This window comes from Xylanimonas allomyrinae, from assembly GCF_004135345.1.
In the GTDB taxonomy this organism is placed as follows: Bacteria; Actinomycetota; Actinomycetes; order Actinomycetales; family Cellulomonadaceae; genus Xylanimonas; species Xylanimonas allomyrinae.
Window position 1 is genome coordinate 1,435,061 of the sequence record NZ_CP035495.1, and the last position, 12,387, is coordinate 1,447,447.

Genomic DNA, 12,387 nt, shown 5'->3' on the forward strand with positions numbered 1-12,387 from the left:
GTCGGGCAGGAGCGTGCCCGCGGAAGGGAAGCAGCGTGACCACCAACGTCCCGCAACCGGCCGTCGACCGGATGGTCGAGATCTCCGGGCATCCGGCGGTCGTCGGAGTCACCCCCGGCCAGAGCGACCTGGTCCCCCTCACCGCGCTGTCCTGGGCGCGCGCGGTCGGGGCACCGATGATCCACTTCGCCTACGCGGACGTCTCGCGGTTCGTGGTCGAGGAGCGCCCCGACGGCACCGTGAGCCACGCCCCGATCGACCCTGACACCGCGGACGGGACCTGGCACGAGGCCCGTGACCTGCTGCACGCCCAGCTCTCGCGCGCGCTGACGGGCGCGGACGTGCCGTGGCGCCTGGTGTACCTCGCGGGCCGGCCCGACCGGGCGCTGACCCACCTGGCCCGCGCCGTCGACGCCGCCATCCTCGTCGTCGGGACGCGGGCGCCCGGGACGGCGTCGCACCTGCGCGAGCGGCTGGAGGGCTCGGTGGCGCTCCACCTGGCCCACCACCAGCACCGCCCCGTCCTGACGGTGCCCCTCGCCGTGGTGGACTGGACGGCGACGAAGGCACCGTGGCGATGAACGCCGCAGCACCGGCCAACGGTTCGCGCACCGGGCACCTCGCGTCGGCCGGGCACCTCGCGTCGGCCGGGCTCGTCGCGCTCGGCGGGTGCGCGGGCGTGCCGGCCCGCGCCGCGCTCGAGAACGCATTCCCCGCGGCCCCCGGCGGGTTCCCGTGGACGACGTTCGCCATCAACCTGGCCGGATCCCTCGTGCTCGGCCTGCTGCTCGAGGTGCTGCTGCGCACGGGGCCGGACCACGGCTGGCGACGCGCCGTGCGGCTGGGCTGCGGGACCGGCGTCATCGGCGGGTTCACCACCTACAGCACGTTCGTCGTCGAGACCGTCCGCCTGCTCGAAGGCGGGCGTGCCGGGCTCGGGCTCGCCTACGCGGGCGCGAGCGTCGTCCTCGGGGTGGCGGCCGCCGTCGCCGGCATCGGGCTGGGAGCGGCGCTGCACCGGCGGGCCTCGCACGGCGAGGGGCGGCGGCGATGACCTGGGTGCTGCTCACGCTCGCGGGCGGGCTCGGGTCGGCCGCCCGGTTCCTGGTCGACAGCGCCGTCGCGAAGCGCAACCGGCTCTCGCTGCCGGCCGGGACGTTCGCCGTCAACGCCACGGCGTGCTTCCTGCTCGGGCTGCTGGCCGGATGGGGCCTGGCCCACCCGGGTCACGCGGGCGTCAACGCGGTGCTCGGCGTCGGCCTGCTTGGCGGGTACTCGACGTTCAGCACCGCCAGCGTCGAGGGCGCACGGCTCGCCCTCGCGCGACGGCGGCTGGCTGCCGTCGCGCAGCCGCTGCTCATGCTCGTGGCGTGCCTCGCCGCGGCGGCGCTCGGCATCGTGCTCGCCGGCCGCTGACGACGTCACGCAGCCCCGGCGAGCGGTCGCCCGTTCGCGGCCGCGTCGGCCCGTTCCGGGGCACCGAGCCGCTCCATCGCCCGCGCACGCCGTCGATCGTGACTGCCGGGGTGCCGGTGAACGCACCCTCGACGCGGGAATCGCTCGCGGAAAGGCCGGCACCCACGCACCCGGCACGCCCACCCGCCGCGTCGTCACGTCACCGTGCCCCTGCGCGCTCGGGCCACAGGGGCGCGCCGGGTGAATGCGCTGGCGTTCGTGCACGTCGGTGCTGCACGCTGGGCGGTAACGACCCCGATCCACCGGGTCCCGACCAGGAGGAGTGATCGGTATGACGTCCGATCCGGCGCCCCAGGCGCAGTCCGGCACGGCCGAAGGGCAACCCGAAGGGTCGACAGCACCGACTCAGGACGCGAAAGCGCGCTTCAAGGAGGCGCTCGACCGCAAGAACGCGGCCCACGGCCGCAGTGCCGACGGCTCGCGCAACACCGGCGCCGTGCACGGATCCGAGACGAAGGGGCCCGTCCAGAAGATGTTCCGCCGCAAGAGCGGCTGATCCGGCCGGGCGCCAACGCGCCGCACCCCGACGACGGCCGCGTCGTCGGGGTGCGGCGCGTTGGCGCCGTGCCCGGCGGTTGCGCGCTCGAGAGCCTCGGGCCCAGCGCGTGGATCTCGCTCTCGGGTTGCGCAGTGTGCGCGTGCCCCCACCCGGGACTGGCGGCTGGCGTCGACGACGACGCGTCGCGCGGGATGACGGCAATAGACAACGATTCGATTTGCTCAGGCAATTGTCTGAGTCGGGACCTTTGGGCACACGATTGTGATCCTCGCCATAGGATCTATCAACGACTAACACGATCACTCGATGTCTGCCCTCAAACTCAATATCGATATCCATCCATAGCATGCCGCTTTGTCACCGACGTTTCCAAGGTGAGCAGAGTGCGTCGCACGCTGCACTCAGGATGCCCTGCGCCAATCGCTCCGTGACACAAAGAAGATCTCTTCTCGCGTCATTCCCGGCGCCGCGTCGGGAACCACTGGCGGACCGCTCCAGCGCGCCCGCAGTGGTCCAGCCGTCCGGAGGTACTGCTTGGCCCCGCACCCTGCACAGGCCCACCAACCCTCGGCCGACCGGCGACCTTCGACGTTCGCACCGGCCGGACTGCACGACGCGGAACCGAAGGAGGACTGGCCCGACGCCTGCCTTCTGGCGGGCATCGCCGACGGCGACCGCGAAGCGATGGCCGTCGTCTGGTCCCAGCACTACCCGGCTGCGCTGAGGTATGCGCGACGGCTGCCCCACCGGCTCGACGCGGAGGACATGGTCTCCGAAGCGTTCACACGACTCGTGGAGATCGTCCAGTCCGGCAGAGGCGGACCTCAAGGATCGATCACCGCATACCTTTTCGTCATCATCCGCAATATCGCCATGAAATCGTGGCACGACAGGTCCCTCGTCTTCTCGGCGCTTGCGGACGCCGACACACCGTTCGACTGTGTCGACCCCGCAACCCTCGACGCGGACCTGTCCGGACGAATGGTTCGCCAGGCGAACGAAGAACTCCTCGCCGGAGCTTTCGAGAACCTCCCCGCGCGGTGGCGGGAAGCGCTGTGGTGCACGGTGGTGGACGAGGTCCCGGCAGCCCTTGTCGCCGAACGAACGGGAATCGGAGCCAACGCCGTCGCCGCCCTGTGCTACCGGGCACGTCGCGCCCTGAGGGCCGAGTGGATGCAGGAGCACGTGCCGACCTGCGACGCCGAGGGCGCGTGCGCGTGGACGCGAGGACACGCCGGCGCCTATCTCGCCGGCACGCTCTGTGCGTCCGCGCGCCGACGCGTCGACCAACATCTCGACAGCTGCCGGGACTGCCGTCGCGCGCTCGCCGACGCCCGTGCCGACGCGTCGCTCACGCGGGTCGCCGCCGCGCCCTACTGACCCACGCGGCGCGCGGCGGCACAGCCAGGGCCCCCGGGAGCGATCCGCCGTCCGCGGCCCCGTTCGCAGCCGGACGGCCCGGTTGACATTGACGTGACGTCAACCTTTACCGTCGCGGGCGTGGAACGGTCGATTCAGCAGATCGCCCGGCTTGCCGGCACCACCAGCCGCACCCTGCGTCACTACGACGACCTCGGCCTGGTGCCGCCCAGCCGCATCGGCGGCAACGGCTACCGCTACTACGACGAGCGCGCGCTCGCGCGCCTGCAACGAGTCCTGCTGCTGCGCGAGCTCGGCCTCGGGCTGCCGCAGATCGCCGACGTGCTCTCGCGTGAGCACGACGCGGCGTCGGCGCTGACCACCCACCTGTCGCTGCTGCGTCAGGAACAGGACAGGCTCACCCGGCAGATCGCCGCCGTCGAGCGCACCGTCACGGCCCTGAGAGAGGGGAAGGAACTCATGGCAGAGACCATGCTCGACGGCTTCGACCACACCCAGTACAAGGACGAGGTCGAGCACCGCTGGGGGAAGGACGCCTACGCGCGCTCCGACGACTGGTGGCGAGGCATGGGCGACGAGGAACGGCAGGCATGGAAGACCAGCGCGGAACGGCTCGGACGGGACTGGATCGCCGCCGCCGCCGGTGACATCGCCGCCGACTCGCCCGCGGCTCAGGACCTCGCACGTCGGCACGTCGACTGGCTCCGCGCCATCCCCGGCACCCCCGCGTCCGAGCCCGGAGGCGACTTGGACGCCTACGTGCGCGGGCTGGCCGAGATGTACACCGTGGACGAGCGGTTCGCCGCCACCTATGGCGGAGCCCGCGGCGCGGCCTTCGTCCGGGACGCCCTCCTCACCTACCTCGAGAGCACGCGCTGACCCCTCCTCGAACGGCGCAACCAGGGCGCAGGGCAGCGATCACACCCGCTCGCGATGGTCGGCGTCGTCCGCTCACGACGTCGGCCGTCGCGGACATGCCCAGGTCCACAGTCTCCGGCGCCGGGCCCTCCCGCGCCCGCGCCAAGGCCCACGCGACGGGCGTCACCAGCGCCGCGAGCGCGTCGCACCTTCCGCACCGGCGCGATCGGCGCACGTGCGCCTGCCGGACCAGCACGCGCAGGCGCATCACGGATCGCTCGCGACCTGGCAACGCCAGCGTCCGACGACGCCGCCGGGCGGCCGTCCGTGCGTCACGCCCACAAGCGTGCCGGCGTCACGACGACGTTCCCCGTCGCGCTCGCGCACGCAGACCGTCGCGCCCTCCCGGCCCGCTCCCGCGAACCTCCGGCACGAGCAGTCGCGTCACGCACACGGCGGGTTGCGACATCTGACCACCACCGGGCCCGATCGGCGGAATGATGACCGCGCGCGGTTCAGGTCCGCGTGACCGCACGGTCGCAGGGGCTCAGGACGCGCTGGAATGAACGCCCACGACCGCACGGCGAGCGACAGGGGCCTGCGCGACCGTCGCGGGTCTCCAGACCGAGGCCGTTCGCTGTCTCGCCTCCGAGGCAGCGAGGCAGCACCCGTCCGCGAGGGCACCGTTCCAGGAAGGCAGGATCAGCGTGAACAGCATTCCCGACCCCATGGCAGGTCAAGGGCAGCCTCCCCACGTCCCGCAGCCTCCGGCCGAGCCGGGCGCATGGGCTCCGGCGCCCACCCAACAGCCGTATTCGCCGCAACCCCAGTACGCACCGCAGCAGTCCTACGTCGGACAACCGCAGACGCCGCAGTACGGCGGCCCGCAGCAGGCGTACTCCGGGCAGCCGCTCCCCTACGGAGGTCCGCAGCAGCCCATGTACGCCTCAAGCGTCGAGGATCCTGGCAAGACGTTGGGGCTGGTCGGCCTGATCGGCGCGTTCGTCGCCCCGCTGGTCGGCCTCATCTGCTCGATCATCGGCTACAACAAGTCCAAGAAGGCAGGCTTCGACAACAAGCTCGCCTTGTGGGGCATCATCGTCTCGGCCGCGTTCACCGTGATCTCACTGCTCGCTTGCTTGTTGCTGTTGTTGGGTGCTGTCGCCGATGCAAGCGCGTCCTGACCCTCGCGGCTCACTTCGGCACCGCATTCAGCATGGCGCCCGCCCTCACGGGACGGCGACGATTCCGGCCAATCACCGGTCCGACGAGGACTTTCGACGCTGAGACCGCGATACCCCGAGGTTCTTGTCGGGACCGCGTCCGGGCTCAGGACGCCGGTACCTCGCACCACGGCTTGTCGATCACGGCTCGGTCCAGGTGTCGAATCCGATGCGGTCGAGACAGTTGTCCGGGACCACTCCGTCATCGGTGCCGTCTGGCGACGGAGGCCACGTGGTTGGCTCACCCGGTTCGGGGTGCTCCCGATCGGCAGTGTCGAACTCTGGTCCGACCAGGGGACGAATCGCCGCATCCCAGAGCTCGTCCCAGGTCGGACTGGGGACGACGTCAAGACCCATGTCGTGTACGCATTCGAGGAGTGGCACGAACAGCGCGTCTTCACGCCGCATCTCGAACTCGAACTCTGCGGGCGTGGATGTTTGCCAGAAGACGTCCACCCATGCGAAGTAGCGTTCGTAGCAGGCGTCCATGATGGTGGTCGTGCCGTCGGGTGCTGTCGACACCAAGTACTCGATGCGTTCCTGACGCCGGCCGGGGACCACGTGCGGGCCGCTTGTGGAATGGCCCGCATCGCGCATGCACTGCAGGGCATTCTCTGCCGCGGCGAGGACGTCGTCGAGCGTGACCGCATCGTGCGCGAGAATCGCACGTTGTGACTCCGCCGCGCCGGCGTCCATGGCGCGCTGGCGGAATCCGAGGAGTGCTGCCGCGGACGCCTCCTCGGGTGTCTGGGTCCTCGGCGGCCGCCCGCTGGGTGCGGACGCGCAGGATGCGAGCACGGCGACACCGGCGAGCGCTGCCACGGCAGTGCCCCAGCGGATCGTTCTCACGGTTGCCAGGCAACCTGGGCGTCGACGAGGGTGCCGCTGGTCACACGGGCAACAGCAGTCGTGCGGCTCCAGCTCCAGCTGGTCCATGAGGCACCATGCGCGCCTGCGACCTGCCCCTGGGCGCGAGTGCCCCAGTTGACGTTTCCGGTGAGCCGCGACACTTTGGAGCTTCGCTGGCCGAAGCCGACGGTCCAGCGAGCGGTGGCCCTGCCCCCGGCGACGGTGCTCACGCGGCGAGCTTCGGCCGCGGGGACAGCCCCCTCCGCGTCGGCGACGACTGCCCCGCCGCCGATCATTCCCACACAAATGAGAACTGCTGCGATTGCTCGCACAATCCTTCGCACATGAACTCCTTTGTATCAGATCACGCACCGGCAATCATCGGGCAACGGCCCCAGTATCCCTGGCCATGGCATCCGGGAACTCGTGCTGGCCGAAGATGAATGCCGATTCGGCATCAAAGGCTCCGGACTCTTCGCCACAAAGCCTTGGCAGGTCGGCTGACAATGTTGCGTGTACTGTCCGCCGCTTCTGCGGTTAGTTTCTCTGTGGTGTTCTGGTCTGGACCCAGGTCGGTGCGGATGTCATTGACAGGGCCGACACAATGAATGCGTGGACGATGATTGTTGACGATCCTGTCCCTGGCGTGGATGCCGGAGTGCCCGTTCCGCAGCCCGTTGCGGCGGATGGTCCAGGGCAGAGTGGCCGTACCGCGCGGTCGGAGGTGCGGACGCCGCATGAAGGGCACGCCCGGGTGGTGATCGGCGCGCTGCTCGTCGTGCCCGCCCTGGGCCTGGGGGCGTGGTCTGCGGTGGCCCGCGTTCCGGATCCGACGGCGGCGGGGGTAGCGGGGCGCGCGGCGAGGACGTCACCCGGTTGCAGGAGTTCCTGATCACGACCGGAGCCAGGATCTGGCTGGTCGGCGTCGCCGTGGAGGGCCACTACGTGCGCTCGTCGTCGCTTCTCCCGGTGTCCCTCTGGGGCTCGCGTGACCGCCCGACACTCGACGGCTCCAACGCGCGACGACCGCGATCGAGCAGGCCGCCATCCCGGCGTCGTGCGAGGCGCGACGGCTCCGGTGCCCCATGCCAGCGCCTTCGTCAGCGCCGCACTGCCCGGCGGGATGCTGACCCGAGGCGTGCTCGCGGCGCGGGTCGCGCGCTGCGCGGCCCGCGGCGAGCCGATCGGTCCGGGAAGGCAGGACCGTTGTGGCTGCCTGTGCCCATGGTCCGGACCGCGCCGCCGTCGTCGACGCTCACCCTCGCCCACGTCCTCGTGGCGGCCTCGCTGGACCCTGCCGACGTGCTCCTCGTGCGCCACCCGATGAGCAACCCCGACGCCCGCAAGGCTCTCGAGGCAGGCGGCCTCCTGGCATACGTCAGCGAACAGCGGGAGAACTCTCCCGCCCGGCATCAGTACTGGCTGAACTTCCGCGGCGAAGAAGGAAACAGCGCCCGCCTCGAGGCCTGCTACGTCAACCATGGGCATCTCGGCGCGGGCAGGTTCCAGCTCGAGGACTCCGAGGTGCTGGCCGACCTTCACGGTCGGCTCGTCATCGACTGGGGCTCCGGCACCCGGACCTGGAAACAGAACGGCGTCACAGCCGCCGTCAAGCCGGTGCTGGCGATCCTGGAACGCCAGGCTCCGCTGTTTCCCGGGTTCGAGCGGCTCGTCCTGAGCTTTGCCGACCTCAGCGAGATCATCGACCAGCCCCGCCGGTACGCGCACTGGCACACGGCGATGGCATCGATCAACGCCATCTACCTGATCGTCGACACCGTCACCGGCAAGCAGTACATCGGATCGGCGTACGGGCACGGCGGTCTGCTCGGACGCTGGTCGGAGTATGTCGGCACCCTGCATGGCGGCGACAGGAGACTCATCGAGGAGCTCATGGTCGACCCCGAGACCGTCGAGCGTTTCCAGTACAGCGTGCTACAGGTCCTGCCGAAGACCGCAACGATCGACGACGTCGTCGCCGTCGAGACCCTGTACAAGGACAAGCTGCTCACAAGGAGCTTCGGCCTCAACGCCAACTGACCGGCCGATCGCGACCACACCCTGCCCCACGTCAAACTGCTGGCAGGTCTCGGTTCTCGGGAGAGCGGGGCCAAGAGGCTCCGCCAGGCGCAGGCGCACCCACGGGCCTCAGCCGGCGAGGTACGTCAGCGTCGGCAGTCAACGGCCACAACGACCCGGGACGACACCATCTCGGGGTCGTTGGCCGGAACCCACGCGAACCGGACGTTCACGTGCTCGCCCGGCGTCAGGCACCCGGGGTAGGTCGACTGATGGGCATTGCCCGTGTCATCGATCCAGTTCGGGACCGAGCCGACGATGCCGTAGGTGAAGTCGCCGGTCTCTATCGAAGCCTGCCCTTCGACAGCCGTCGCCGTTCCCGCGGTCCAGCGAACTCGCGACCCTGTCGAGCGCCCGAGCCAGAATCCGGCCAACGCTGTGATGACGAGCGCAACGAGAAGTCCGATCGCGATGCTCCGGGCCGTGCTTCGCGGCACTGCTGTTCCGCTCGGAGTCGACATGGTTGAAGTGTGATCTCACCTGGGAGAGAGCGCGAGAGACGCGGCGCGCTCGTCCGCATCCACATCCCTGCACGTTCGCACTGGCACTCGCGGGTCCTCTACGTCCCCGAGTGCCCCGCGTGATCGTCCACAGAGCAAGCCGCGATTCAGGTCTCGTGCGAGACCAGGCGCCTAGGGCCTGTCTCGGAATTGAGCTGTGACCTGCGGTTTCGCCAGGATGCGGGGTCGTGCGTGGTGCGGCTGGTCGACATGATCTGAGTGATGAGGCGCGGGCGGTGCTCGAGCCGTTGCTGCCGGTCAAGGCGCGCGGCCGCAAGGAGTCGAGTCCCGCAGAGTGGTGTAGGTCGGCCAGGTGGTCGTCGCCGGCGTGACAGCCGGGAGATGAGAGGCGGTCACCGCGTGATCCTTCAAGAGACCTTGCGAAAGCACTCTTGGATGGAGAAGCACACGATGACCGCTCCCTACATTGTCGACCCCGCACGTCTGCTCAAGGACGCGCTGGCCGAGTCGTCACCCGACCTGATGCGCTCACTGCTGCAGACGATGATCAACGCCCTGCTGTCCGAGCACGCCGACGCCGTCGTCGGCGCGGAGTGGGGCCAACGCTCCCCAGACCGTCAGGCGCAGCGCAACGGCTACCGCCACCGTGAGATGGACACCCGGGTGGGCACGATCGACGTCGCGATCCCAAAGCTGCGCGAGGGAACGTACTTCCCGGACTGGCTCCTCGAGCGCCGCAAGCGCGCCGAGTCCGCCCTGACCACCGTCGTGGCCGACTGCTACCTGGCAGGTGTGAGCACCCGCCGGATGGACAAGCTCGTCAAGACGTTGGGGATCGACGGCCTCTCGAAGTCGCAGGTCTCCCGCATGGCCGCAGACCTCGACGACCAGGTCGACGCGTTCCGCCACCGCCCACTGGGCGAGTCGGGTCCGTTCACGTTCGTCGCCGCGGACGCGCTGACGATGAAGGTCCGTGAGCACGGCCGCGTGATCAACTCCGTCGTCCTCGTGGCGACCGGTGTGAATGGTGACGGGCACCGCGAGGTCCTCGGCACCCGGGTCGTGACCAGCGAGACGGGGCCGGCGTGGAACGAGTTCTTCGCCGACCTCGTCGCGCGCGGCCTGGCCGGCGTCAAGCTCGTCACTTCCGACGCGCACGCCGGCCTGGTCGAGGCCGTCGCGGCGAACCTGCCCGGCGCGACCTGGCAGCGCTGCCGCACCCACTACGCCGCGAACCTCATGGCCGCCTGCCCCAAGGCGTCCTGGCCCGCGGTCAAGGCCATGCTGCACTCGGTCTACGACCAGCCCACCGAGACCGCGGTCCACGCCCAGTTCGACCAGCTCCTCGACATGGTCGCCGCCGCCCTACCCGACGTGCACGACCACCTCGACGCCGCCCGCGCAGACGTCCTCGCCTTCACGAGCTTCCCGAAAGAGATCTGGCGCCAGATCTGGTCGAACAATCCCAACGAGCGTCTCAACAAGGAGATCCGCCGCCGCACCGACGTCGTGGGGATCTTCCCCAACCGGGACGCCATCGTCCGCCTCGTAGGCGCCGTCCTAGCCGAGCAGCACGACGAATGGGCCGAAGGGCGCCGCTACCTCTCCCTCGACGCGCTCAAGCGGGCACGAACCCCGCTGACCGTCATGACGACCGACGTCGTCCCGACCCAGGCCCTCACGATCGGAGCCGCCGCCTGACCTGACCCAGCACTACGAAGGATCAGAAAGCGCTACACCACTCCGCGGGGCTTGACCCCGCAAGGCAAGGTTTCTGCGCCGGCAGATCGACGGGATCCGGTTCCGGCCCCGGCCGTGCGCCTGTCCGTGTGGCGCATCGACCCGGCAGACCCGAGGACGCCGGGCATCCTGCTGCTCGACGTCGAGGAAACCGGCGATGTCGCTCAGGAGCGTGCTCGGTCCTGGGCGGCTCGTGCGCGGATACGACCCGCACAGACCAATCCGACAGCGAGCGGTCATGTCAAGGCTGAGGCTCAGCTCCTATCAGCCAGACGCCGTCCGCGTGACGAGCAGTCCACTGAGTGTCAGAGGTGCGGACCACGCCTTCACGTGAGTCTGCCGCGCAGAAGTCAACCCTGTCTCGCGATAGCCGAAGCGTCCTGACAGTCGATCCGGACCCGAAGATCAGCCACTGGCCGCCCTCGTCCGAGGTCGTGTCGAGTTGTAGCGCTGCCTTCTTGAACGCATCAGGCAAATGGTCGACTTCAGAGAAGTAAGGGCAGGCCACGACGAGTTCATCCCATGGCTCAAGCGGTGCGGCCGCTTGAGGAAGATGGAAAGACTTTCCGCTTGCGGCTTCGCTGACGAGAGCCTGCTCGTACGTCGCATCAGAATGTGAGCATCCTGACACAGAGAAGGATAGTAGTGCGATGGACATCAGAAATCGGGCACTAACTCGAACTGCCGCTCTTGCTGAAGAGTCCATTACTTAAGGGTCACCAGCTTCCCCTGCTTTGCGAGAGCTGAGCAGCGCTTACTGCTCGCAGCCTTCGTCTTGAGTTCCTTTCCTGTTGCGCGACCGGTCTTATTGTTAGCGAGGTCCATGTCCTTCTCCTTCTTCGGGCCACCTCCTAACGCTTCATGGTTTGATGCAATCTTCTCCGCGGCGCTCTCTCCAATGCCTATCGTCATGAGCGCGTTCCAGTAGCAGTGTCTGTATGCGTCACCCTTGCCGTTGTGCAGGCCAGGTCCGGGAAAAGAGAGTCTTGGCGGAGCGTGATGCGGTGTCGGCCGCTTTCGACGCATTGTTGCATGAGAGCAGGTCGACCAAGACGACACAGGAGGCCTTCTCTAGAATTGAGATTGCGGTGTCGTACCCAGAAGATCGAGGAACTCGGCGAAGCGCCTCTTTGAACAAAGTCTGAATATCGTCAGCACTCATTTCTCGGATCTCGTCCAGAATGAGTTCCTGGTCTTCGGAGCCCATCTGGTCGAGTGCCAAGTATGGGTCGTCGGAATTGCGCAGTGCATCGACAAGTGAGTCGGTTCGCTCTTGAACACCCTGCGGATCAACTGACGCGGGGCTAGCCAGAGCGGAGTGTGTGCCGACGATCATGAGTGCAGTTGCCTGCGTTCCTGCGACGACCGATGATGTGATCTTTCGTGTAGCGAGTCCAGCTCGAACCATTGCAGCCTCCATGTTTGTGAGCGGGTCTGCCGGACTGTCGATCCAACCGATATCACAGACAGGGTGATCGCAGAAGCGAAGCGATCACTCTGTCAGAGGTTCGATCAGAGTTGAGGCCTGGGGGCTCTCGGTTGCTGATCGGCAACTCTGCTCCATCCCAGGCCGAGGGCCGTACGAGCACCGAGACGAGAATAAATGTCGTAGAATCTCGCAGTGGTGTTCCTCGTCAATGATCGATGAAAGGCAGATCGTTTCGCTCCGTCGAGATACCCCGGGGTGGGGTGCCGCAATGCAAGCACCACGTAGCTGAGGGATCGGGCGGATAGGCGTCCTGGTCAAGTCGGCGTGACGATCGGGCTGCCGGGCGCTCCGTTAGGGCCTGTTTCGGAATTGCGCTGTGACCTGCGGTTTCGC

At 68.4% G+C, this 12,387-nt stretch carries 14 protein-coding genes; 9 read left to right on the forward strand and 5 right to left on the reverse strand.

Annotated elements, in window-relative coordinates; translation table 11 throughout:
* Positions 1–35: 35 nt before the first annotated feature.
* The 7 genes from ET495_RS06600 to ET495_RS06630 all read left to right on the forward strand — a co-directional run bounded on the left by ET495_RS06600 (position 36) and on the right by ET495_RS06630 (position 5,397).
* Positions 36–581: a universal stress protein gene (locus ET495_RS06600; protein ID WP_245993351.1), complete on the forward strand. Its 546-nt coding sequence runs from the start codon at positions 36–38 to the stop codon at positions 579–581.
* Positions 578–1,054, forward strand: a complete 477-nt coding sequence (locus ET495_RS06605; protein WP_129203618.1) for a FluC/FEX family fluoride channel — start codon at positions 578–580, stop codon at positions 1,052–1,054. The genes ET495_RS06600 and ET495_RS06605 overlap by 4 nt, the downstream gene beginning before the upstream one ends.
* The gene (locus ET495_RS06610; protein WP_129203620.1) at positions 1,051–1,416 is read left to right on the forward strand and encodes a fluoride efflux transporter FluC; all 366 of its coding nucleotides are present in this window, start codon (positions 1,051–1,053) and stop codon (positions 1,414–1,416) included. The genes ET495_RS06605 and ET495_RS06610 overlap by 4 nt, the downstream gene beginning before the upstream one ends.
* A 331-nt stretch (positions 1,417–1,747) precedes the next feature.
* Positions 1,748–1,972 (forward strand): DUF5302 domain-containing protein, encoded by a 225-nt coding sequence (locus ET495_RS06615; RefSeq protein WP_129203622.1) that lies wholly within the window; start codon positions 1,748–1,750, stop codon positions 1,970–1,972.
* Between the two features lie 537 nt (positions 1,973–2,509).
* Positions 2,510–3,355: a sigma-70 family RNA polymerase sigma factor gene (locus ET495_RS06620; RefSeq protein WP_129203624.1), complete on the forward strand. Its 846-nt coding sequence runs from the start codon at positions 2,510–2,512 to the stop codon at positions 3,353–3,355.
* Between the two features lie 120 nt (positions 3,356–3,475).
* A complete protein-coding gene (locus ET495_RS06625) occupies positions 3,476–4,234 on the forward strand; it encodes a MerR family transcriptional regulator (RefSeq protein WP_129203626.1) in 759 nt (252 codons plus the stop codon).
* A gap of 686 nt (positions 4,235–4,920) precedes the next feature.
* Positions 4,921–5,397 (forward strand): DUF4190 domain-containing protein, encoded by a 477-nt coding sequence (locus tag ET495_RS06630; protein ID WP_129203628.1) that lies wholly within the window; start codon positions 4,921–4,923, stop codon positions 5,395–5,397.
* Positions 5,398–5,577: 180 nt separating this feature from the next.
* On the opposite strand, the gene ET495_RS06635 is transcribed toward ET495_RS06630, so the two are convergent.
* Together ET495_RS06635 and ET495_RS06640 are read right to left on the reverse strand one after the other, a co-directional pair.
* On the reverse strand, positions 5,578–6,285 hold the full coding sequence (locus tag ET495_RS06635) for a hypothetical protein (RefSeq protein WP_129203630.1): 708 nt from the start codon (positions 6,283–6,285) through the stop codon (positions 5,578–5,580).
* Positions 6,282–6,515 (reverse strand): hypothetical protein, encoded by a 234-nt coding sequence (locus ET495_RS06640; RefSeq protein ID WP_129203632.1) that lies wholly within the window; start codon positions 6,513–6,515, stop codon positions 6,282–6,284. The genes ET495_RS06635 and ET495_RS06640 overlap by 4 nt, the downstream gene beginning before the upstream one ends.
* A 994-nt stretch (positions 6,516–7,509) precedes the next feature.
* Between ET495_RS06640 and ET495_RS06645 the strand changes: the two genes are divergently transcribed.
* Positions 7,510–8,325, forward strand: coding sequence for a GIY-YIG nuclease family protein (locus ET495_RS06645; RefSeq protein WP_129203634.1), 816 nt, complete (start codon positions 7,510–7,512; stop codon positions 8,323–8,325).
* Positions 8,326–8,450: 125 nt separating this feature from the next.
* On the opposite strand, the gene ET495_RS06650 is transcribed toward ET495_RS06645, so the two are convergent.
* On the reverse strand, positions 8,451–8,825 hold the full coding sequence (locus ET495_RS06650; protein WP_129203635.1) for a hypothetical protein: 375 nt from the start codon (positions 8,823–8,825) through the stop codon (positions 8,451–8,453).
* Positions 8,826–9,275: 450 nt separating this feature from the next.
* On the opposite strand from ET495_RS06650, the gene ET495_RS06655 reads away from it, so the two are divergent.
* A complete protein-coding gene (locus ET495_RS06655; RefSeq protein WP_129205902.1) occupies positions 9,276–10,526 on the forward strand; it encodes an IS256 family transposase in 1,251 nt (416 codons plus the stop codon).
* A gap of 744 nt (positions 10,527–11,270) precedes the next feature.
* On the opposite strand, the gene ET495_RS19660 is transcribed toward ET495_RS06655, so the two are convergent.
* Positions 11,271–11,591: a DUF6973 domain-containing protein gene (locus ET495_RS19660; protein WP_425471211.1), complete on the reverse strand. Its 321-nt coding sequence runs from the start codon at positions 11,589–11,591 to the stop codon at positions 11,271–11,273.
* Entirely contained in the window at positions 11,509–11,901 is a 393-nt protein-coding gene (locus ET495_RS06660; RefSeq protein WP_211340925.1) for a hypothetical protein, read from the reverse strand. The genes ET495_RS19660 and ET495_RS06660 overlap by 83 nt, the downstream gene beginning before the upstream one ends.
* Between the last annotated feature and the right edge of the window lie 486 nt (positions 11,902–12,387).